The sequence below is a fragment of the Flavobacterium cauense R2A-7 genome (assembly GCF_000498475.1).
Classification (GTDB): Bacteria; Bacteroidota; Bacteroidia; order Flavobacteriales; family Flavobacteriaceae; genus Flavobacterium; species Flavobacterium cauense.
This window is the reverse complement of record NZ_AVBI01000012.1, coordinates 133,111-156,364: the sequence shown is the minus strand read 5'-3', so window position 1 is coordinate 156,364 and position 23,254 is coordinate 133,111. Positions and strand designations below refer to the sequence as shown.

Genomic DNA, 23,254 nt, shown 5'->3' with positions numbered 1-23,254 from the left:
GTTTGGAGATTTTGATTCGCTAAACATTTCACAATGTAATGTTAATGCTTGTTTTTTCTTGATGCTGTAGGAAAAGCTTAGTATATTTGTTTTCCACAATCAAAAAAAATGAAAGCAACCATTGTTACTATTGGCGATGAAATTCTCATCGGGCAAATTATTGATACAAATTCGGGTTTTATAGCCAAATCGTTAGATAAAATAGGAATCGGTGTTCATGAGATGATTTCTATTACCGATGACAAGCAGCACATTTTAGATACTTTTTCTAAACTTCAAAATCATTCGGATGTAGTTGTTATTACAGGTGGTTTAGGACCTACCAAGGACGATATTACTAAAAAAACCTTCTGCGATTATTTTCAGGATGAACTGGTTACCAATCAAAAGGTATTGGCTCATGTAACGGAATTAATCGAAAACTATTTCAAGCGCCCTATTACGCAACTCAATAAAGATCAGGCATTGGTGCCCTCGAAATGTACCGTTTTGTTTAATGCGGTGGGTACTGCTCCCGGAATGTGGATGGAGAAGGAAAATACCGTTTTCATTTCCCTGCCGGGTGTGCCTTTTGAAATGAAACACCTCATTGAAAACGAAGTGATTCCGAAACTTGTTGCCAAATTCGACCGACCGTACATCGTTCATAAAACCATCCGAACCTATGGTGTTGGGGAAAGTGCCTTAGCGGAAAGAATCGAATCCTGGGAAGATAATTTACCCGAGTTTATTAAACTAGCGTATTTGCCTAACGCAGGACAAGTGCGTTTGCGACTTTCCGCTCGCGGAACTAACGAAGTACTTTTACATCAAGCGATTGCCGATGAGGTGGTGAAATTGGATAAAATCATTCATGAGGCCATTATTGGTTACGACGATGGCGAAAGTATTGAAGTGGTTTTAGGGAAATTATTCCGTGAAAAAGGAAAAACCATTGCAACAGCAGAAAGCTGTACTGGAGGAAAAATTGCAGCAACATTAACTTCGGTGGCGGGTTCGTCCGCTTATTTTAAGGGCAGTGTCGTAAGCTATGCTACCGAAACTAAAGTAAATGTGTTGGGAGTTTCGCAACAAACAATCGATAAATATTCTGTGGTTAGTAAAGAAGTGGCGGAAGCTATGGCGCTCAATATCCAGAGTATAATGAAAACCGATTATGCGATAGCTACTACCGGAAATGCTGGCCCGAACAAAGGTGATGCCGATGCGGAAGTGGGTGCGGTTATTGTTTCAATTGCGACGCCTAACGGAGTAGAAACGGAAGAATTTAACTTCGGACAACCCCGTGAAAAAGTGATAGATAGGGCGGTTAACAAAGCCTTGGAGAAAATTTACAAAGAAATTTTAAAAAACTAATTGAAATAGTTTGTGTAATAGGTTTCTTTTTTGTTTCTTTGCACCCTGATTTTGAATAACGAATATAAAGATAAGTACAATGTCAAGAGTTTGTGAACTTACAGGTAAGAGAGCAATGGTTGGAAACAATGTTTCTCACGCTATGAACAAAACTAAAAGAAAATTTAGTGTAAACTTAGTAAAGAAACGTTTCTACATTCCTGAAGAAGACAGATGGGTAACTTTAAGAATATCTACATCTGCTTTAAAAACGATTAATAAAAATGGTATCGCTGCGGTTTTGAAAGAAGCTAAAGCTAACGGATTTGTTAAATAATTCCGTAACCTTAAATAATATATCAAGATGGCAAAGAAAGGTAATAGAATCCAAGTTATTTTAGAATGTACAGAGCACAAAACTTCTGGTGTGCCAGGAACGTCTCGTTACATTACGACTAAAAACAAAAAGAATACTCCAGATAGATTAGAGATTAAAAAGTTTAATCCAATCTTAAAAAGAGTAACTGTTCATAAAGAAATTAAATAATTAGAGATTTAATAAATCTCAAATGGTCACATTTGAGTTTTTTAATTCAAATAAAAACATAGTAAGTCATGGCAAAGAAAACCGTTGCAACATTACAGACAGCTTCAAAGAGATTGACTAAAGCTATCAAGATGGTAAAATCACCTAAAACGGGTGCTTATACTTTTGTTGAGTCAGTTATGTCTCCAGAAGAAGTGGATGCTTTCTTAAGTAAGAAATAATTCCGTTATACAATATATAGAAAAGCTACTTTCATACGGAAGTAGCTTTTTTATTTTTATATTTGCTGAGTTTTGGAGCCAATCGTTTGCGCTTTCTTTAATCGTATTTCCTGCTGTCCGCTGTATCTTTTTTTGATGGCTTCGAGAGCCTCAGCCACCAAAAAAAGGATGCCGCTTCCATCAGGGCTAAAGAAAGTAGTAGAGCTTCTTTTAGTCATAAACCATAACTTGTAATTCATATTTAGAATGAATTTTTTTAAAAAAATATTTTCATCTGAAAAAAAGGAAACCTTAGACAAAGGTCTTGAAAAATCAAAAGCTTCTTTTTTTTCGAAGTTAACCAAAGCGGTTGCCGGGAAATCAAAAGTAGACGATGAGGTTCTCGATAATCTGGAAGAAATTTTAGTGGCTTCCGACGTGGGGGTAAATACTACCCTAAAAATCATCGAGCGCATCGAAGAGCGTGTTTCCAAAGACAAATATTTGGGAACCGACGAACTAAATGAAATCCTTCGCGATGAAATCGCCGGTTTATTGTCGGAAACCAATTCCGGAGAAGCTACCGAATTCGAAATTCCTGCCAATAAAAAACCTTACGTGATTATGGTGGTGGGTGTAAACGGAGTAGGAAAAACAACAACCATAGGAAAATTGGCCTACCAATTCAAAAAAGCGGGACACAGTGTGGTTCTGGGCGCTGCTGATACGTTCCGTGCTGCAGCCATCGATCAGTTACAAATTTGGGCGGACAGAGTAGGTGTGCCTATCGTTCGCCAGCAAATGGGGAGTGATCCTGCTTCCGTTGCTTTTGATACTCTGCAATCTGCAGTAGCGCAAAATGCCGATGTGGTAATCATTGATACTGCAGGCCGTTTGCATAACAAAGTAGGATTAATGAACGAACTAACCAAGGTGAAACGCGTAATGCAAAAAGTGGTGGATGACGCACCGCATGACGTATTATTAGTGTTGGACGGTTCGACAGGTCAAAATGCTTTTGAACAGGCGAAACAATTCACGGCTGCAACCGAAGTTTCCTGCTTGGCGGTTACTAAATTAGACGGTACAGCAAAAGGCGGAGTAGTAATCGGAATTTCCGATCAGTTCCAGATTCCGGTAAAATACATTGGAGTAGGAGAAGGTATCGAAGATTTGCAGGTATTCAATAAATATGAGTTTGTGGATTCTTTCTTTAAATAATGACCTATGGAGAAAATTATTCAGTTTTTTAGATCGAAATCACCTTTGGCTTTTTTAGCGGCAGGGGTTTTACTGATAGTATTGTCTTATTTTCTCGAAAAGAAGTTTCCGAATATTTTTATGATTATGCGACTGTTGGCATTTGTGTTAGTTCTGTACGGATTAATAAAACTCTTCAGTAAAAAATAAAAATAAAGGCGTTATTCATATAACGCCTTTATTTTTTGCCATAATACTTCGTCAAAATCGGAGAGTGCCATACTGACATTGTCTGCAGCATCACCCATTCGTATTACGACCATTTTTTTGCTCGGAATCACATAAATCTTCTGATCATTTTTTCCCAAAGCCATGAACATATCGTTCGGACCGGAAGGAATAATACTGCCGGGTAACTGTAATTGACTCTGCGGTAAATGATAACTGCTTTTTCCATTTAACCACCACAAATAACCATACGCAAGATTTATGTTTTGTGATGTGGTCGTAGCGTCATGAAAATAAGCGGTATTTATTATCTGTGTACCATTCCAGTTGCCATTATTTAATGCTAATAAACCAAAACGTGCCATACTTCTTGAGGTGCTCCAATAAACACTTAAATCTCCGTTTGGAACCCAGGCGCCATTCATCCCAATCTTATCTCTTAGTTTAGAGTTAAAGTAAGCGCTCCAGGTTTGTCCGGCAGCCGATGAAACAACATCCTGAAGTTTTACATAAACATTGTGGTAGGCCCATCTTGTTCCGGCATCAGCAACGTATTGTAGGTTTGCTGGGCTTACATCATCGCCCAAAGCATCGTCTAAGCCTGAAGTCATACTCAGTAAATGTTTGCAGGTAATCAGGTTTTCTTTTGCCAGCGTTTCACTGGTCCATCCGGTACCGATATAGTCGGAAACCTTATTGTTGATGTTTAAAAAACCGTCCTGTTGAGCAATTCCGGTCATGGTTGAGGTAAGCGTTTTTCCGGCGCTGGCCCAATACCAGTTGTCGGTTGCGGTGTGTCCGTTGAAATAACGTTCCATGACAATTCGACCATTTACAAGAATGATAAAGCTTTTCGTGTGCTTGTCATTTAAATAAGTTTCTAAAGGAGCTACTGCCGATTGGTTCCAGCCTAAAGCAGCAATGCTTTTTGTTTCCCAAGTGTCACCGGTAAGGGGTGGGAAATACATGGTTTCAGGTGTTGGTGTAGGCGTTGCTGTTACAACTTCCGAATCAGAGCTGCAACTTAATAGGGTAGCAAGAAAAAAAAGAGGTACGATAAAGTGCTTCATTTGTTTTAGGTTTCCTGTAAGACTTTAAAAGTAGCGAATAGTTTAATCCGATTTACTTTTTTTCAATAGTATTTAAAATTAACTTTGTGAAAAATCAAACCGGATGAAAAAAGCATTTTATCTTTCTCTCTTGATCTTATTTTTTGTGAGTTGTAAACAGCAAATCGATGAAAAAGATCTTGTAAAAATGAATGGATATTGGGAAATCGAAAAGGCTGAAATGCCTGATGGCAGTAAGAAAGAGTATAAGGTGAATACCACAATAGATTTTTTTGAAATTAAAGGAAACAAGGGTTTCCGTAAAAAAGTCATGCCGCAACTTGACGGTACATACCTGATGAATGATTTATCTGAAAACATTGAGGTGGTAAATAAAGAGGGTGATTTGGTTCTGAGTTACGCTACTCCCTATGCTAAATGGAAAGAAGAAATCATCACTTTATCAGATGACAAGTTTGTGGTAAAAAACGATCAGGACATTAAGTATTATTATAAAAAAAGCAAACCTTTTTCTGTAAAATAATGGCGAAGCGATTCAATGAGGAAAGTCCGATAGGAGATGTTTTAAAACAATTTATTCAAGAGAATAAACTGCAATCCGGCATTGATAAAATAGACGTGCGCGACGCATGGAAAAACCTTATGGGTAATGGTGTAAACAATTATACCACTGAAATCCTTTTAAAAGGAACTACGCTTTATGTCGCACTTTCCTCTGCGGTTTTACGCGAAGAATTGAGCTATGGTAAAGAAAAAATCATCAAAATGATCAATGAAGAACTTCGAAAAGATGTTGTTACGGATTTGATTTTTAGGTAGTTGATAAATTGTGAAAAAAATTATTTTTATTTGTTCTAAATAAACTTGTGTAGTTGGTTTGTCTTGTTTAGTTTTGCATTAAATATAATCAATCTAAATAAGAATTATAAAAATGAAAGCCCCTGTTAAATTTTTATTCGCTGTTCTTTTTTTTACTTTTCATATAAATGCACAAACTAACGGATCTGTTAAAGGATCAGTTGTTTCTTCTCAAAATCTTCCTTTAGAAAAGGTTACCGTGACGGCACAAAATGCTCATTTCAGCACATTAACGGATGATAAAGGTAACTTCAGTATTTCCAATGTGACTCCCGGGAAATATACCCTTATTTTTTCCCACATAGGTTTTACTGTTTCATCGATTCCTGTAATTGTAAAGTCAAATAGTGTTACTGTTGTTCCAAAAATTTCGCTAACGTCTGCGACAAGTACTTTATCGGAAGTTATCGTTTCGGGAAGTGTCATCAACAGAAATCTTGCCAACGGAAAAGCCGGTATCAGAACGGTTGATTTACCACAAAGTGTTCAGGTTATCGATGCTAAAGTATTGGAGCAGCAACAAACCATTCGTTTGAGTGATGTCATTAAAAATGTAAACGGTGTTTATGTAGGTTCTGCCCGTGGGGGTGCCCAGGAATCGTTCTGGTCCAGAGGTTACGATATGACGGCAAATAATATGTTTAAAAACGGATTCCGCTTTAATGGGGGCTCTATGCCTGAAGTAGCTTCTTTAGAACAAGTAGAAGCTTTAAAAGGAAGTTCTGCTTTGTTGTTTGGAAATGTGGCTCCGGGAGGCATCGTTAATATGGTAACCAAGACGCCTTTGTTTGCAAAAGGAGGAAGTGTTTCTTTTCAGACCGGAAGCTATGCGTATTTTAAACCTATTGTCGATTTTTACGGACCTTTAAGCAAAAATATTGCTTACCGTTTTGTGGGGTCTTATGAAAACGCAGAAAGTTTCAGGGATGTGGTTACCAGAGAACGTTTCTATGTTAATCCGTCGCTTCTTTTTAAAGCAACTAAGAAAACCTCAATACTTTTACAAGGGGATTATCTAAGAGACTATTGGACTCCGGATTTTGGTACGGGCGTTATCGGTAAAAAACTGGTTGACTTGCCAAGAAATACCTATTTGGGTGCAAAATGGTCTAACGGATTGACAACTCAAGCTTCGTTTTCAGGTCAAGTTGTACATAAAATCAATTCCAACTTGAAATTCAGTTCCAATACGTCGTTACAGGACTACGCTAGAAAATCAGAGGGAACCGAGCGTATTCAACCTGATGCCAACGGAGACTTTAAAAGACCTTTAGGTAAAAATAATAATACGGAACTCATTACTGCGGAACAATTGAATCTTCAGGGGACATTTACTACAGGAAGCATAAAACATCAATTGTCTACAGGTTTGGATAGTGATTATTCCTTCGCACAAGCATTTACGTATGTGTTTGACAGAACCAATTATGATCTTACTCCCGGCGGTCTTGTAAATATCTATAATCCGACATCGTATGAAAACGAATATGAAGTCCCTGGTTCCCGAAATTCAAAAATCGTAAGAACAGAAACGTTCCGTTTTGGAGCTTATGCACAGGATTTAATCAGTCTTACAAGTAAATTTAAAGTTTTAGCCGGTATCCGCTGGTCTTGGCAGGAGGCTCAGGCTAAAAATTATAACGAAGTATTTGCAGCCGGAGCGCAAACGCAAGCACCGGAAAATGATCCAAACCCGAAAAAAGATGCCAAACGTGTCGATGCTGCTTTTTCACCAAAAGCAGGATTGGTGTACCAACCTACTAAATCGACATCCTTATTTGCCAGCTACGCCAATTCTTTCACACCCAATACCGGAACGGATATTTACGGGAAAAATTTAGCACCTTCTATTATCGATCAATTTGAAGTTGGGGCTAAAAAGGAATTCTTAAATGGAAAATTAACCACAAACGTTACTTTGTATCAGATTGTGAACGGTAATTTTGCTCAAATGGCACCCTTCTTAGCAGATGGTACTCCAAACAATACCGATACAACCAAAAAAATGCTTTCCGGTCAAACAACAAGTAAAGGAGTTGAAATTGATGTGAACGCAAAACCAATTGACGGATTAAGTATTTTGGTGGGATACAGTTACAACGACATGCGTTTTACAAAAGTTTTAGGCGAGTGGATTCCGGGCAGTTTTGTTAAGGGAGATCGTGTAGCCAGAACACCGCAGCATACTGCAAATGCAAGTTTCTTCTATACTGTTCAAAGCGGATTTTTCAAAGGGTTTTCGGTAGGAAGTATTGCGAACTACATTGGCGACAGAATCGGAGGATGGAACAATGATTATGTTTATAATACAACTACAAACGTAGTGGAATTCCGTGATCGTGAAATCCCGGTGGACGGTTACATAACGGTTGATGCATCGGTTGGCTATACTTGGAAACAAATTTCGTTACTTTGCAAAGTTTCTAATATTACCAACGAGTTGAATTATTCGGTTCACGAAAATTACAGTATAAATCCAATTGCCCCGCGTCAGGTTATGGCGACATTAAAATATAAATTTTAAAATCAATGAAAAGACAAAAACAACTTAGAGCCATTCACCGTGATTTGGGCTATTTCTACCTCGGATTGATTATTTCCTTCGCGTTTTCCGGAATTTTAATGAACCACAGAGAAAGCTGGCACCCGGAAAAATATACTGTAGAAACCAAAGCTGTCGAAGTTAAATTGCCAACAGAGGATAAAATTACCGAACAGTTTGCCGAACAATTAGGGAAGGATTTAGGAGTAGAAGATAAATTCCGTCGTCATGGTGTTAAAAAAGGTGAGTTAAGAATTGCTTTTGAAAATACCGATGTTGAAATCGACATGAAAACCGGGAAAGGGGAAATCGTTACTTTCAGGAAAACACCTTTTATCAGCCAAGCCATGAAGTTGCATAAAAACACCTCCAACTGGTGGATTTATTATTCGGATATTTTCGGATTGTCTTTAATAACCATTGCCGTAACAGGAGCTTTAATGATTTCTGTAGGGAAGCACACTTTTAAACAAAGGGGTTGGAAACTGGCCTTGGCCGGTATCTTGTTCCCGCTTATATTTTTATTTTTGTTAGCTTAATTTTATAAAAAAAGAAAAACCCTTTCAATCGAAAGGGTTTTTTTATGGACTTTTAAAGCGAGTGGTTTTCGCAAACGATGAACGTTTTTGTTTTGGGCGTGCCCCGAAAATGGGTCGGGCTATACGTTCCAATCTTTTTGGAAACAGAAAAAGTTTCCAAAAAGGATTTACACTGCTATCCCTCACGCAAACTCTGCAAATAAGACTTTGGTAAAAAGAATGTAACCTTAGTGCAATGTAGCCAAACAAAGCCACTACGGATGATGTAATGCCGGGTTTCTTGAAAAAGAAAAACCCACCTCGCAAAGCGGGTGGGTTTTGTATTTGATAATTCTAATGGATTAGAATTGCTCTCTTCCTGCAAAATGGAAAGCGCTTTCAATAGCAGCATTCTCATCACTGTCAGATCCGTGAACTGCATTTTCTCCAATTGAAGTTGCATATTTTTTACGAATTGTTCCTTCAGCAGCATCCGCCGGGTTTGTAGCACCGATTAATGTTCTGAAATCCTCAACAGCATTCTCTTTTTCTAAGATAGCCGCTACAATCGGACCTCTTGTCATGAATTCAACCAATTCTCCAAAGAATGGTCTTTCGCTGTGTACTGCATAAAATTTCTGAGCATCAGCTACAGTCAACTGAGTAAGTTTCATCGAAACGATTCTGAAACCACCTTCAGTAATCATATTTAAAATTCCACCGATGTGTCCGTTTTCAACACCATCCGGTTTGATCATTGTAAAAGTTCTGTTAGTTGCCATTTCTGTATTTTTAAATTTGGCGCAAAAGTACTGCTTTCTATTTGAAAAACAACCTACTTAACAGAAAATTATTTAACAGTTCTTACAATTCGCAATCCGAAAAATTCGTTTGTAGCAGTTGGATTCCAGCTTAGTTGGTTGGTTGGCTTCAAATAGTCTAATTTGCTGCTGTCCCATGAACCACCTCTAACTGAACGTTTGTCGCCTCTGTCCGGTCCAACAGGATTGTCTCTTCTTTCCGCTAAATGGTAAATCGGACTGTAGTAGTTCCAACACCATTCCCATACATTTCCACTCATGTCATGAATTCCCAATTCATTGGCTAATTTTGTGCCAATTTCCTGTGGTGATTTTCTACTGTTGTTGGCATACCAAGCAATCATTTCAAGATCATTGCTTCCAGAGTAAGTGAAGTTTTGAGATTTGTTACCGCCTTTAGCTGCATATTCCCATTCTGCTTCAGTTGGCAAACGGTAGCCGTCTGCTGAAAAATCACAGATGTATTTTTCGTCTTTTTTAGAATAAGCTGGTTTTAAGTTGTTTGCTTTACTCAACCAGTTGCAATATTTAATCGCATCTGTCCATGAAATGTTTGTCATCGGATAATCATCATTCCAGCCCCAGCTTGGTCGGGCAGGCATGCTTATTTTATTGGCACTGGTATAAGCTTTCCAGTCTGCCACAGTAACTTCAAATTTTGCCATTTCAAAAGAAGAAACAGTGATGTCGTATACAATTTTCTTCTTTGTTTTCGGGTCTACCGCATTTTCTTTTGGGGACATTTTAAAAGTACCGCCTTCCACCATAACCATTTTAGGTTTTAGATTGGAAATCTGATAAAAGGAGCATAAAAAAAGTGCCATAGCACTTAAACTTAACATTAGGTAATTCTTCTTCATATGATAATTTTAACTTTTCTTTTATTTAATGTTGCGAAAATAACACTTTTTAGTTACCAACCTAATTTTAAAAGAAAAATGTTAGATGAAACGCTTAAAAATATCGATGAAATACACTAATGTAGGAAAAAATATGCTTTATTGTAAATAAATTATCTTAAACTCTTCGGATATCGGATTTAGGTTTTTGAGCAGCTTTTCAATAAGATCATTTCCATTGTTAAGATAAAATTCCGAAAAATTGACTTTTCGTTCTTGAAGACTAAGGTTTGGGAACAATTCATTCTGAAGATCCGTTATGCGCTTCAATTTTTCCTGATGGTTTCTTTTTTCGGCTTTGAGCAAACGACGCTCGAGGTTTTCCAATCCTTTCAGTTGTTTGATTTCCTGTGCTTTTACGGCTCCTATAAAAGATTTATCGGTTTGCTGGGCTATTTGGGTCAGTTTCTCGAATTGATTTTTCAGAAATGTTTTCTGTTCGGTAAAATCCAAGTTGAAACTGGAGAATTCTGCAGTTTTTCGATTTATCAGATTTGTCTGTTTGGAGAATAAATCAGACCAGCTTAAGTTTAATGCGTCGGCTTTCTGTGCTTGTTTTTCCGAAACTAATAGTGCCGAATTTCGAAGCAAGAGTATCGGGAAAGGGATGTTATTCGCCTTAAAATTGGTTTTCAGTTCCAGCCAATACGCAATTTCTCCACCGCCTCCGATGTAACAGAGGTTGGGCAAAATCACTTCCTGATATAAAGGGCGTAAAATCACATTCGGACTGAATTTTTCAGGATGCTTTTCGAGTTCTTTTAAAATTTCAGCCTCTGTAAAAACGGTTTTAGAATTGTTAATTGTATAGCGGGAATCCTCAAAAATAATGCGTTCCCTTAAATCGTCTTCGATGTAAAACAAATTGATTTCACGCGGATTAACCTGAACAGTATAGTCTCCTAATTGTTCAATGGTTTCCGATACTTTTTTAAAAGAGGTTTGTTGTAGTAATTCTTGTTGTACAAAGGGGGTAAAAACGCTTTTTAACGCAACATCATCACCGTCAATAATTACCAATCCTTGTTCCTGAAACAGTTCATTTGCTAAAAAACGGGTAGCTTCAGCCAGCGTAGCGTGTTTTAAATAGGCGTTTTTGAAAAGTTCACGCAAATAATCAGCATTGTTTCCGGGGCCCAATTCTTTTGAAAAAACTTCAAAAACTTCGGCAAGCCCTTCCGTTGAAAGTCTTCCTACCGGACCTTTACTGTCCCTGTTCCAATGGATTTTCTTGTTTCTGAAATCAAAATAATTGATTTCTTCAAAATCATGGTCTTCTGTCGCCATCCAATACACCGGTACAAAATGGTAGTGTGGATAGGCGGTTTTCAGTTCGCGGGTAAGGTTAATTACCGAAACAATCTTATACAAAAAATACAGCGGACCGGTGAAAAGGTTCAATTGATGACCGGTGGTTATGGTAAAAGTATTGTTTTTGTGCAATGACTTAATGTTGTTTTTCGTTGCTTCCGAAATGTTGGTGTTCTGGTATTGTTTTTCCAAAGCGGCTACCAAAACAGCTCTGTTTTCTTCCGGAAAATTGTTTCCTTTTTCTTCCAGCTGAAGTTTAAAATGCTCCAGTTTGGGAAATCGGTGATAGAACGACTGCACTTCAGGTTCCTGATTCAAATAATCAACAATAAGTTTTGAAAAATATCCGGAATTTTGATAGCTGATACAGTCGTTAGGCATGGCGGTTTTTTTATTTCCGCTAATTTAACAAAAATTACTATAGCTGAATTCGGTTTAACAAAGACTTATAAAATCGGATTATCGTTTCAGTGTAAAATGACCCTTGTGTTCTTTTCCGTTTTTACGGGTTACCAAAAACCAATAATCGTCAGACGGTACCGGTACACCAAGATAAGTACCGTCCCAACCTTCGGAATTATGGCCTAGCTGCTTCAGTAATTTTCCATAACGGTTGAATATTTTAACAATGTAATCGGGTTCTTTTTCCGAAAATTTTACTCTCCATAAATCGTTGAAACCATCTCCGTTTGGCGTGAAAAATCTTGGATGTATCAGTAGAAAAACCTCTTCCGTTATAACACCACATCCGTTTTTATCCCTTACATATACCAAATGCTCTCCTACTTCCAGGTCATAAAAAGTATTGCTGTCCTGATAATTAATTCCGTCCAGTGAATATTCATAATTCCCTAATCCGGTTACATTAACTGTGATGATGTTGTCGTTTGTGGTCCAATCCAGTGTTTCAAAACTTGTTATGGTAGCCGGGTTGGATAAAACAACATTAAAGGTTTTGGTTGTGCTGCAAATTACCGAACCGTGAACTTCGGTAACGGTTAGACTATGAATTCCGGCTTGCGAAATTACGTTGGTTGGCGTTGTCGTGCCGTTAGACCATGTATAACTGTCGAAAACAGTATTTTCAGTTACGCTTACAGTATGGTTTTCGCACAGATAGTATAAATCTTGAATTGTGATAACGGGTGTCGGAATCAACGTAAGTTCTAAAGTGGCGATATCGGAACAGCCGTAAATGTCTTTTACCAAAACGTAAAGTGTTGTATTGGTGACATTCAGATTAAACGTACTGTAATTCGATATCACATCACTACTCAATTGGTTTTGTGCTCCATTTAGCGAGTTGTAATAGCTGAAGGTATAATTTGAAGGACCAGCAATGATATTACTGTTGTATAACGAAAGGTTAACCGGTTCGTTTCCGTTGTTGGAATTGTCGCAAACTAAAGTGGCGAAATCAATAACGGCGGGCAGCGGGCGGAAATTTGAATTAATGCGTACGTTTTGCGAGTAGGACACACAACTTAGTCCGCGACGTATTTTTAACTGTAGGTTGGCACCATTGTTTAAGTTGCCTAAAGTGTTATTGGTGGACCAAGTTGTTCCTCCGTCAAAACTGTAAAAATCAGCCGGTGTTGTTATGGTTACAGAAGCATATTTATTGCATCCCGCCTCATCAATGGTATAAGTTGGGTAGCTGTTTTCAAAACGGGTTAAATAAACATATAGATTTGGAGAGGTACAGCCTTGTGCATTTTTTATTTTTATAACATAACTTCCCGAAGAAAGGTTGTTAAATGTATCGGAAGTTTGCCATGTGGTTCCGCCGTCAATACTGTATTCGGCTGCCGGTGTAGTAATGGTGATGCTTCCCAAATTAGAACAATAAGGTGCTATAAACGTATAGGTTGGTGCCGATAAAAACTGGTTGTAAAAAACAACACTGTTGAAATTCGAAATGCAGCCAAATGCATCTTTTGTACGGATTAGATAAGTGCCTACAGGTAAATTGTTTGCTGTATTGCTTGTTCCCCATGTTGCACCATTGTCAAAACTGTATTCTGTAGCCAGCGTGGTTATGGTGATACTTCCAAAACCATTGCAACTTGTAGGATCAATACTTGTATAGTAAGGATACGATGATAGGTAAGGGATAATATTGATGGTTTTAGCATAGGAAATACAGTTGTTCACTGTTTTTATTTTGATGTTATAGGTTCCGATAGGAAGATTCGTCATTTGAGAATTGGTTGTCCAGGTAATGCCATTGTCAAAACTGTATTCTGCTGCAGGGGAAGTGATGTTAATGGTTCCGGTACTTACAAAACAAGTGGGTTGAGTAACATCAACTGTTGGTGATACCGCAACTTGACTAGGTATAATGGTAACAGAAGCATTTGAAATACAACCGTCTGCATCCGTTATGGTTACGCTGTATGTTCCTATAGCGGTAACGACCGTGCTTCGAGTCGTGTCGCCGTTTGACCATAAATAACTCACTCCCGGAGAAGCAGTAAGTGTGGTACTTCCACTGCAAACATTCAGAATTCCCGAAATGGTTCCCGAAGGGTTTTTTACGGTAACCTGAAAAGCAATAATTTTAAAGCAGGTAGCGTCTTTGGTAACTCTGGCATAAAGTGTTGTCGAATAACTTTCGTGGTTGGTAAAACTCACTATGGGATTAGTGTCGTTTGTTGCATTAGTAAGAGTTGTAAAGTAACTTATTGTTAAACCGGGTTGTGTTCCTATCAATTGCGAATCAATATTGGTAAGGTCAAAAAACTCTTTACCGTCTCCGTTTCCGTCACAAAGTTTAAGAATTCCGGTCTGAAGTGTAAAGTTGCAATCCGGAGTACAATTCATAAATGAAATATCCCATCCCGGATTAGCATCGTTGTCGCTTGCCGAACTAAAACTGGTTCCCGAACAACCGGTCGCGGTTACACCATAATTGATGATCACACCTACATTATAATTGGCAGTGGCTGTATTAGGCAAATTGGTTCCATCCAATTCAAAACAAAACGTCTTATTGATTAAATCTAATGATGTTGGGGTAGTGGAGGTGAAGATAATTGCATTATTGCTGTCGTATACATTTAAAGTAACCGATTCCACTGAAGCTGCAACACCTCCTGAATTCGGAACCGTAAATGTTCCGCAAACGGATATGGGTAGAGTAGGACAGATTTTATATAGTGGATCCAATTCGATACTTCCTTGTAAATTCTCATTGGAATGATGCAGACACAAATCATCAATATAGGCATAACCGAAATGTCCTCCTAAACCACAACGTGCCGCTGTAAATTCAATGATAAATTCCTCGTTATTAGGTATGGATGATATGTCCAAACTTCCGGATTGCCAGTTTTGGGTATACAAAACAATGCTTCCAGCTTCATATCCGGGAGCTTGGGTGAATATACAGTTTGTAGGATCTCCGATAACGCAAAATTCACTTACAACTGCACCTGCATTATTGATAATCCGGGCTTTGAAAAAAGGCTGTTCGTTGAAATGTCCTGAGGAACTGATACTTTGCAATACGGCTTTATAATTGAAAATCACATTGTTTTCATTGTTGGTTTTAAAGCGTTTGGCCTGAACAACTCCTGATGTCGTATAAGAGTTCTTGTAGTTTATTTGTAAGGCAAACTGGTCGAAAGCGTTGATATCACCGATGAATTCATCAATAAAATTGAAAGGTACGGTAGAGGCCATTAAATTACTCAGACTTGGGTCGTATTGCGCAATTTCTTGATTGGCCGTTGTGAAAGGGGTAACACATTGTGTCGGATTGATAGGGTTCGTCGTGGTATACAAAAAATTTTTCAGCACGTTCGTTCCGGAAATGGTTTCAAACTCTTCAAAATTACTGTTACTGCAAAGATGAACAGGATTCAGTGTGGCTTTTGAATGGGAATGATTTTTATGGTTTAGTTCAGTTTCCTGTTGTTTGCGTTTTAAAAAAAGAGCACGTTCAATAGAATCGCTATTTGTTTGGTTTTTGCGGTCCTCTATTGTTTTAATTTTTTTATTGAAACTGCTGTTTTCAAAGCGTATTGGTTCCTTTAATGAAATTTTGTTTTGTGAAAACAAAGTGGTTGAGTATAATAGGCTTAAAAGGTAAAGGAAATGTCTCACGTAATATTTTTTTTGCAAAAATATGAGAAATGTTACAATTATTCTTATGGAAATAATTATTTAAATAAAACTTTGCATAAAGTTTACGGATTGTTTTCTTTGTGTGAAAGATTGTGTGTTCAAGTTGTTAAAATGAGCAAATATCCTATTCGTTGATGACGAAATTTTACACTTATTGATATTAAGATTGGAGTAATAATGACAGTAAAATGCCATTATTACCCCATCTTAGCTTAGGGCTAAAGTACTTTGTATGTCAAGATATACAGTTGTTTTAACAGATTGGGTATTTTATTTGATTTCTCGGTTAATATAAATCCAGCCTGTTTTTATGTTCCGGTTGTTTTTAAATTCGATCAGATAGTAATATGTTCCTGTTGGTAACGATTCACCGCTGTTTGTCTGTCCGCGCCATTGGTCCGTGTAATTCTCTTTATCGTACACTTTAACTCCGTATCTGTTAAAGATGTTAAGGTGTTTTACCTCTAATAAACGTAAGTCAAAAAATTCGTTTAAATTGTCATTGTTGGGTGAGATTCCGTTTTGAATGTCACAGTACATATTTTCCACTGAAATTGACTTGGTTTTAACACAGTTATTGTTGTCAGTAACAATTACATCAAAAGTCAGTGGCAGTGTTTCCGTTATTAAAGTCGAGTTTACATAAGATGTGACATTGAATGAACTACTGTTATTGCCAACGGATACGGCATTGTTTTGCCATTCGTAACCTGCTGAATCGCTGTCGAAACTGTTCCCTAAAGGGGCAACCTGTAGAATAAAATCATTATTTTGACATCCGCCGATGATTTCAAAGTCAAAATCATCTAAAACGACCACTTGCATTGTTGTAGGGATTGCGCATTGTCCCGGATTTGGGGTAAAAGTGTATAGTGTGGTTGCTGCAGGGTTAAAATTTGGAGACCATGTTCCGCTAACTCCATTGTTTGATAGGTTTGGCAGAGTAACAGAACTTCCGAAACAACTAGGATTAACCGCAGTGAAAGTTGGGGTTAGAATCGGATTTACTATGATGGTCATCTGTGTTGTAGTAGCACAAAAACTGGCGTCTGGGGTAAAAGTATACGTAGTGGTTTGTAAATTGCTTAAAGCAGGCAACCAAGATCCGGTTACACCGTTATTTGAGGTGGTCGGAAGAGCTGCTAATGTGTCTCCGGAACATATTTCGGCAACTTGCGTAAACTGAGGCGTAACTCTGGGATTCACTACTATCGTCATAGTGGTTGTGGTAGCACATTCGCCGCTTATTGGAGTAAATGTGTATGTCGTGGTTTGTGTATTGTTAAGTGCAGGTGTCCACGTTCCTGTGAATCCGTTGGTGGATATTGTGGGAAGGGCTCCTAATGTATTTCCTTCACATATAGGTGCAATTTGTGTAAATAATGGTGTTGGTCGAGGTGTTACTACGACTGTCATGGATGCTGTTGTTGCACAAGGATTGCTAGTTGGGGTGAAAGTGTAAGTGGTTGTTTGTGAATTATCTACAGCAGGCGCCCACGTTCCAGTGATACCATTTGTGGATGTTGTCGGGAGTGTTAATGTATTTCCCGAACAAATAGGGTTGATTTGATTAAATACCGGTGTTTCAACAGTATAAGCTGTCACTGTTCCGGAGCTGCTTGCACTTACCGAACCGGTAGTCAGATTTGTTATTACAACGCTATAAGTTCCTGCAGTTGTAGTGGTAAAACTGGCAACATTACCCGGATTTGGTACTCCGGCAGGAACTGTCCAAGCATAACTGTATGTGCCCGGTGATCCTGGAGTTGCGGTAACTGTAGCAGTCTGACTTGGACACAAAAAAGTATTGTTTACTGTTACCGTTGCACTTGTCGGGGCCAACATTACTTCTAATGAATAAGCTAAAAAAGCATGGGTTTTACCTCCGGTATTGGCATAATTGATTGAAAACGAAGTAATAGCTGTTGTACTGTTTGTCCAAGAGGCAAATTCTGCATTATTCCCCAAATTACCCGTTGCGACAGCTCCGCCAACAGTAGCAGTACAATCTGAACCCGTGGCTCCTGTAAAAGTGACACCTGAAAATGTAAAAGTGTCATTCCATGTTCCGCCTAAATCAATGTCCCCCATATTGTATCGGGTGATTATTACCGGAGTTGAAAAAGTAAATGTCAAACTTTTAGACGGAGGTGTTGTGGAAGGACCAAATGTCGAAAAGGTTCGAGAGCCAGTTGTTACGATGTTTGCGGTAAAGGAAGAAGGCGAAGAAATTGAAACTAAATTTCCGGGTCCTGTTTCGGTTACGGTAACAGTTCCTCCTGGAAAACTTCCGGTTAAAGTATTGGCTCCGCCCGCGGAATTCCAAACAACATAAGTTTGTGCTCTTGTTTTTGGTGAAAATAACAAGAAAAAAAGAATCGAAAGGAAGCCAATTGAGAATCGGAAAGTACTGCTATAGTTTGATACCATTTTAGTTGTAAAAATTTACGTATTTTTATAATGCAGCGTAAAAGTAGAAAAAATAGTACGTAAACTTTATAAATTAACCATTATTTTTGCATAAACTATTCTGCTATCAAAACACTTTTAATCACTCCGCCCTTCACCCAACTGAATACACCGTATCCGGCAACAGCTTATTTAAAAGGTTTTCTGAATACGAAAAATATCAGTTCCTTTCAGATCGATTTGGGTATCGAAGCGATTTTACAATTGTTTTCAAAAGAAGGATTAATAGGCATTTTTAAGTATTCTGAAGCCAATAAAGATTCGTTTTCTGATAATTGTCAACGGATTTTTAGTTTACAGAACGAGTACATCAAAACCATCGATTCGGTAATTGCTTTTCTTCAGGGAAATAATCCCACTTTGGCGCGTCAGATTTGTTCGGACGGTTTCCTACCCGAAGCTTCCCGTTTCAGTCAGCTCGATGATATGGATTGGGCGTTCGGAACCATGGGAATGCAGGACAAAGCCAAGCATTTGGCGACTTTATACCTCGAAGATTTATCCGATTTCATTGTGGAAACGGTCGACGAAAACTTCGGATTCAGTCGCTATGCCGAACGTTTGGGCAGAAGTGCCAATTCGTTTGATGAATTGTACGAATATCTTCAGACTGCGCCTACTTTCATCGATGTAATTACTTTGAAAATCCTCCATGAAAAACTTAGCGAAATAGAGCCAAAACTGATTTGTTTCTCGATCCCTTTCCCTGGAAATCTCTACAGTGCCTTTCGTTGTTCACAATACATTAAGGAACATTTTCCTGAGGTTAAAGTGGCCATGGGTGGTGGTTTTCCGAATACTGAATTACGGGAATTAAAAGACAATCGCGTTTTTGAATTTTTCGATTTTATTACCTTGGACGATGGCGAACTTCCTGTCGAACTTTTGGTTGCACACATTGAAAATCCTGAACACAACGAATTTAAAAGAACATTTTTGCTGGAAAACAACCGGGTGATTTATAAAAATAATTCGCTTCGCCAAGATTACAAACAAAATGAAGTCGGCACACCGGATTATACCGATTTGTTGTTGGATAAATACATTTCCGTAATCGAAATTGCCAATCCGATGCACAGTCTTTGGAGCGACGGTCGCTGGAACAAACTCACCATGGCTCACGGATGTTATTGGGGAAAATGTACATTCTGCGACATATCCTTAGATTATATCAAAATTTACGAACCCATTGCCGCCAAAATTCTGGTCGACCGAATGGAAGAGCTGATTGCTCAAACGGGGCATAACGGTTTTCATTTTGTAGATGAAGCGGCGCCTCCGGCCTTAATGCGGGAAGTGGCGTTGGAAATTCTCCGACGAAATCTAACAGTTACGTGGTGGACGAACATTCGCTTCGAAAAAAGTTTCACCGCAGATTTGTGTGTGTTACTGAAAGCTTCCGGTTGTATCGCAGTTTCCGGCGGATTGGAAGTGGCTTCCGATAGATTGTTAGCGCTCATTAAGAAAGGTGTAACCGTTGAACAGGTGGCGCAAGTTACCCGAAACTTCACCGAAGCAGGTATTATGGTGCATGCGTATTTGATGTACGGATATCCTACACAAACCATTCAGGAAACGATTGACAGTTTGGAAATGGTACGCCAGTTGTTCGAATTGGGAGTGTTGCAATCCGGATTTTGGCACCAGTTTGCCATGACAGCGCACAGTCCGGTTGGGATGTTTCCGGAAGAATTCGGTGTGATTCCGGAAAGCAATGAAATCACTTTTGCCAATAACGACATTCAATTTAAAGACAAAACCGGAATCAATCACGATAAATTCAGCTTCGGACTCAAGAAATCGTTGTTCAATTACATGCATGGCATTTGTTTCGATTATCCGTTACAGGATTGGTTCGATTTTAAAATTCCAAGAACCACGGTAAAGCCTGATTTTATTTACAATTGTCTTGAAAAAGAAGTCTTTTTTACGGTTAAACCGAATGCGAAAATCGTATGGATAGGCGGGAAACCTTTGGTAGAATCGTTTACGAAAAGCAAAAAAAGCAATTCCTGGGAAATGATGAAAATGACGTTTCACGACAAACGAGAAGTTTTTGAAATTACAGTCGACAAAGAAAAAGGCGAGTGGTTGCTGGCTTTGTTAGCGAAAATTGAAGTTGCCAATGAAAAACGGTATACGTTCAACGAAGTGAAATCGGATTATGAAACAGCTGGTTTGGAAGATTTCGAATTGTTTTGGTATTCTAAACCGGTTAATACCCTGCGCGATTTCGGATTGTTAGTGCTGTAGAATTATGTTGGATTAATTTATTTTCAAATAAAATTAAAATAAGTTGCTTGTTTTACGGATAAGTTGTTAATTTTAGATAAAACTTACTGAATTTGGTTCAGCATCTGAAAACAAGAATAGTGAAATCCATTACCAAACGCTATAATGATTCAACTTATTCCAAGGTAATAACGTTACTTTCACTGGTAACGTTCGGGTTATTGTTACTCGTACTCTCCTTGTATTTTTATACCCGGATACAGGAAAAACAAATTTTTAAATCCAGTAGGGAATTATTCAGTAATGAAATTAATTCGTTGTTAAAACTCAATGCCGAACCTTATACTTCGGTTATTAACGATGCCACGTATTGGGACGAGTTTGTGGATTTTACCAAAACCAAAGACGTCACTTGGTTTAATACTTCAGTGGCCAATATCATCGATACCTATAAAGTGGAATATTTGTGTGCTTATTCCATTGATGGCTCTTTTATTACCAAAGTGTCCACGCTAAAAATAAAAACAAAAGATTTTATTCCGGATGCTGCCCTAAAACGAATCCGCGAAAAAAAAGTCGACAAGTTTTATCTGAAAATACCCGAAGGAATTGTAGAAGTTTACGGGGCAACCATACATCCGTCTAACGATCCATATAAAAATAAAACCCAGCCTTCCGGTTACTTTTTTATAGCCCGCTTACTGGATGCCGAATATTTTGCGAATATCGAAGAAATCTCCAGTTCAAAAATTAAATTTTACGAAGGAAACGAAAAGGCAAGGAAAACGGTTTTCACGGTCATCCCGCTAAAAGATTATGAAGGAAAAACAATATCGAGTCTGTATTTTAAAAGAGCTTATGATATCGATTTTTCCATAACCAAACGAATTCTTCTGATAACCGCTCTAGCACTTCTTTTGTCGTGGATAGTGTATTATTATTACGCCAATTTATGGTCGAGATTGCCCATCAGTTTTATCAAGAAAATTTTAGTGAATGGTGATCCGAGTGCTATTGCATCGTTAAAAAATATAAGAGGCGAGTTTCGATACATCGGAAAACTCTTTGAAGAAAATAAGGTAAAAACCGAGCAGCTGGCTATTGCAAAAAGTAAAGCGGAGGAGAGTGACAAACTCAAGTCGGCGTTTCTGATGAATTTATCGCATGAAATCAGAACACCGATGAATGCAATTTTAGGGTTTACCGACATGCTCTCGAATCCTACTTTTTCAGATGCTGAGAAAGAGGAATTTATCACGATTATCAAACAAAGCGGTAAAAACTTAATTGATATTATTGATGATTTGGTTGAAATGTCCAAAATCGATTCCAATATTGTTAAACCTAATATTTATGCTGTTGATCTGGACGAACTGGTTCAGAGTACCTTCAATTCCTGCAAAGGGATTCTTCACAATGAGGCGGTCGATTTTAAATTGATTACTCCTGAAAAACCTGCTCGTAAAAAGATCCTGACCGATGGGACAAAACTCAGAGAAGTAATTGCCAATCTGATAAACAACGCCTTTAAATTTACTGAAGAGGGTTCTGTTACGCTGGAATATGCTGTTAATGAAGTGGATAATAAAATTGTGTTCACTGTGAAGGATTCGGGAATTGGTATTCCGGAAGAATTTCAAAGCAGTGTTTTTAAGCGTTTCAGTAAAATTAACGCCAAAGGAATTTCCGCAAACGAAGGCTTGGGCTTGGGATTAGCCATTTCCAAAGCTTATGTTGCCATGTTAGGAGGCGAAATCGATTTTAAATCCCAACTCGGAATAGGAACAACATTTACTTTTTCGATTTTGTTACACTATGATGAAAGCGACGACGTTGAGGTATCGGAGGAATCAAAAATTACGGTTCCGATTGACATGGGAAGTGAAAAAATCATTTTAGTGGCAGAAGACGACAATATTAATTTTATCTTGATTGAGAAGCTTTTAAAAATGCACGGTTTCAAAATTATCAGAGCCAAAGATGGTGCCGAGGCCGTTCAGCTTTGTAAAGAAAATAATGAAATCGATTTGGTTTTCATGGATATAAAAATGCCCAACTTAAACGGTTATGAAGCGTTTCAAAAGATACGGGAATTCAATACCGAAATTCCAATCATAGCACAAACCTCCTATTCTTTTTCCGAAGAAATAGACCGGATCAAGGAAATTGGGTTTGACGATTACCTTTCGAAACCATTGGATAAAGTCAAAATTGCGGCGATACTGAAAAAATATTTTGAAAATCCGGAAAAGTAAAAAACATCTGTTATTTCAACCTCATAAATTACCTTGCCAAATTTAGGATTGCAGCTCTTGGAATGCAGCTATAGCAAATTACCAATTTCAAAGCTAAAAGTTTGCCTGAAAACGTTTTAGATTTTTTACATTTACGGCAACAAATTTTTAGCCCATGAGTACTACTTACAAAGTAACCGTAAATGCATCAACACATTTTGATGTAACAGATTCCGAAGTGTCCACTCTGGATGCTGTGAGTTTAGGAGACTCGAAATACCATATTTTAAAAGACAACACTCCTTTTCAAGCTGAAATTATCGCTTCCGACTTCAATGCCAAAAAGTACACGGTAAAAATCAATAACACGACTTATGTGGTGGATATTGCCAATCCGTTAGACCAATTGATTAAGGAAATGGGATTTGCTGTTGGTGCTGCCAAACAAATCAACTCCATTAAAGCACCGATGCCGGGACTTATTCTGGAAATCAATGTGGAAGTAGGTCAGGAAGTAAAGGAAAACGACCCAATCTTGATTTTGGGCGCCATGAAAATGGAAAACAGTTTCCTTTCGCCAAGAGACGGTGTTATCAAATCCATTGCGGTACGTAAAGATCAGGCTGTAGACAAAGGTCAGTTGTTAATCGAATTCGAATAAT

At 38.2% G+C, this 23,254-nt stretch carries 20 protein-coding genes; 13 read left to right on the top strand and 7 right to left on the bottom strand.

What is annotated here, in order from left to right:
* Positions 1–108: 108 nt before the first annotated feature.
* The 4 genes from FCR2A7T_RS04500 (at position 109) to FCR2A7T_RS14960 (ending at position 2,103) form a co-directional block, all read left to right on the top strand.
* Positions 109–1,356 carry a competence/damage-inducible protein A gene (locus tag FCR2A7T_RS04500; protein WP_023570101.1) on the top strand — a complete coding sequence of 416 codons (1,248 nt, stop codon included), beginning with the start codon at positions 109–111 and terminating at the stop codon, positions 1,354–1,356.
* A gap of 79 nt (positions 1,357–1,435) precedes the next feature.
* Positions 1,436–1,672 (top strand): 50S ribosomal protein L28, encoded by a 237-nt coding sequence (gene rpmB / locus FCR2A7T_RS04495; RefSeq protein WP_023570100.1) that lies wholly within the window; start codon positions 1,436–1,438, stop codon positions 1,670–1,672.
* A gap of 27 nt (positions 1,673–1,699) precedes the next feature.
* On the top strand, positions 1,700–1,882 hold the full coding sequence (gene rpmG, locus FCR2A7T_RS04490; protein ID WP_008253902.1) for a 50S ribosomal protein L33: 183 nt from the start codon (positions 1,700–1,702) through the stop codon (positions 1,880–1,882).
* 68 nt (positions 1,883–1,950) lie between these two features.
* Positions 1,951–2,103: a DUF4295 domain-containing protein gene (locus FCR2A7T_RS14960; RefSeq protein WP_023570098.1), complete on the top strand. Its 153-nt coding sequence runs from the start codon at positions 1,951–1,953 to the stop codon at positions 2,101–2,103.
* Positions 2,104–2,159: 56 nt separating this feature from the next.
* On the opposite strand, the gene FCR2A7T_RS15180 is transcribed toward FCR2A7T_RS14960, so the two are convergent.
* Positions 2,160–2,321, bottom strand: a complete 162-nt coding sequence (locus tag FCR2A7T_RS15180; protein WP_023570097.1) for a hypothetical protein — start codon at positions 2,319–2,321, stop codon at positions 2,160–2,162.
* Between the two features lie 28 nt (positions 2,322–2,349).
* Here FCR2A7T_RS15180 and ftsY point away from each other — a divergent pair, with 28 nt between their 5' ends.
* Positions 2,350–3,303, top strand: coding sequence for a signal recognition particle-docking protein FtsY (gene ftsY / locus FCR2A7T_RS04480; protein WP_023570096.1), 954 nt, complete (start codon positions 2,350–2,352; stop codon positions 3,301–3,303).
* A gap of 200 nt (positions 3,304–3,503) precedes the next feature.
* On the opposite strand, the gene FCR2A7T_RS04470 is transcribed toward ftsY, so the two are convergent.
* Complete coding sequence (locus tag FCR2A7T_RS04470; protein WP_023570094.1) at positions 3,504–4,580, bottom strand: serine hydrolase domain-containing protein; 1,077 nt, start codon at positions 4,578–4,580, stop codon at positions 3,504–3,506.
* A 103-nt stretch (positions 4,581–4,683) separates the two neighbouring features.
* Here FCR2A7T_RS04470 and FCR2A7T_RS04465 point away from each other — a divergent pair, with 103 nt between their 5' ends.
* The 4 genes from FCR2A7T_RS04465 (at position 4,684) to FCR2A7T_RS04450 (ending at position 8,519) form a co-directional block, all read left to right on the top strand.
* Positions 4,684–5,103: a lipocalin-like domain-containing protein gene (locus FCR2A7T_RS04465; protein WP_023570093.1), complete on the top strand. Its 420-nt coding sequence runs from the start codon at positions 4,684–4,686 to the stop codon at positions 5,101–5,103.
* Positions 5,103–5,399 (top strand): DUF721 domain-containing protein, encoded by a 297-nt coding sequence (locus FCR2A7T_RS04460; RefSeq protein WP_035117333.1) that lies wholly within the window; start codon positions 5,103–5,105, stop codon positions 5,397–5,399. The genes FCR2A7T_RS04465 and FCR2A7T_RS04460 overlap by 1 nt, the downstream gene beginning before the upstream one ends.
* A 112-nt stretch (positions 5,400–5,511) precedes the next feature.
* Positions 5,512–7,962, top strand: coding sequence for a TonB-dependent receptor (locus tag FCR2A7T_RS04455; RefSeq protein WP_023570092.1), 2,451 nt, complete (start codon positions 5,512–5,514; stop codon positions 7,960–7,962).
* Between the two features lie 5 nt (positions 7,963–7,967).
* Positions 7,968–8,519, top strand: coding sequence for a PepSY-associated TM helix domain-containing protein (locus FCR2A7T_RS04450; RefSeq protein WP_023570091.1), 552 nt, complete (start codon positions 7,968–7,970; stop codon positions 8,517–8,519).
* Between the two features lie 341 nt (positions 8,520–8,860).
* Here FCR2A7T_RS04450 and FCR2A7T_RS04445 read toward each other — a convergent pair whose 3' ends face one another.
* The 5 genes from FCR2A7T_RS04445 to FCR2A7T_RS04425 all read right to left on the bottom strand — a co-directional run bounded on the left by FCR2A7T_RS04445 (position 8,861) and on the right by FCR2A7T_RS04425 (position 17,748).
* A complete protein-coding gene (locus FCR2A7T_RS04445; RefSeq protein WP_023570090.1) occupies positions 8,861–9,280 on the bottom strand; it encodes a nucleoside-diphosphate kinase in 420 nt (139 codons plus the stop codon).
* 68 nt (positions 9,281–9,348) lie between these two features.
* Positions 9,349–10,179 carry a formylglycine-generating enzyme family protein gene (locus FCR2A7T_RS04440; protein WP_023570089.1) on the bottom strand — a complete coding sequence of 277 codons (831 nt, stop codon included), beginning with the start codon at positions 10,177–10,179 and terminating at the stop codon, positions 9,349–9,351.
* Positions 10,180–10,317: 138 nt separating this feature from the next.
* Positions 10,318–11,910, bottom strand: a complete 1,593-nt coding sequence (bshC, locus tag FCR2A7T_RS04435) for a bacillithiol biosynthesis cysteine-adding enzyme BshC (RefSeq protein WP_023570087.1) — start codon at positions 11,908–11,910, stop codon at positions 10,318–10,320.
* A 78-nt stretch (positions 11,911–11,988) separates the two neighbouring features.
* On the bottom strand, positions 11,989–15,636 hold the full coding sequence (locus FCR2A7T_RS14685; protein ID WP_023570085.1) for a T9SS type B sorting domain-containing protein: 3,648 nt from the start codon (positions 15,634–15,636) through the stop codon (positions 11,989–11,991).
* A 291-nt stretch (positions 15,637–15,927) separates the two neighbouring features.
* Positions 15,928–17,748: a gliding motility-associated C-terminal domain-containing protein gene (locus FCR2A7T_RS04425; protein ID WP_023570084.1), complete on the bottom strand. Its 1,821-nt coding sequence runs from the start codon at positions 17,746–17,748 to the stop codon at positions 15,928–15,930.
* Here FCR2A7T_RS04425 and FCR2A7T_RS15175 point away from each other — a divergent pair.
* From FCR2A7T_RS15175 to FCR2A7T_RS04405, 4 genes are all read left to right on the top strand, one after another.
* Complete coding sequence (locus tag FCR2A7T_RS15175; RefSeq protein ID WP_158634622.1) at positions 17,738–17,992, top strand: hypothetical protein; 255 nt, start codon at positions 17,738–17,740, stop codon at positions 17,990–17,992. The genes FCR2A7T_RS04425 and FCR2A7T_RS15175 overlap by 11 nt on opposite strands.
* A 200-nt stretch (positions 17,993–18,192) precedes the next feature.
* A complete protein-coding gene (locus tag FCR2A7T_RS04415; RefSeq protein WP_035117320.1) occupies positions 18,193–20,379 on the top strand; it encodes a B12-binding domain-containing radical SAM protein in 2,187 nt (728 codons plus the stop codon).
* A gap of 119 nt (positions 20,380–20,498) precedes the next feature.
* Positions 20,499–22,613, top strand: a complete 2,115-nt coding sequence (locus tag FCR2A7T_RS14680) for a response regulator (protein ID WP_131473117.1) — start codon at positions 20,499–20,501, stop codon at positions 22,611–22,613.
* Positions 22,614–22,767: 154 nt separating this feature from the next.
* Positions 22,768–23,253, top strand: coding sequence for an acetyl-CoA carboxylase biotin carboxyl carrier protein subunit (locus FCR2A7T_RS04405; protein WP_023570080.1), 486 nt, complete (start codon positions 22,768–22,770; stop codon positions 23,251–23,253).
* The last annotated feature ends 1 nt before the right edge of the window (position 23,254 follow it).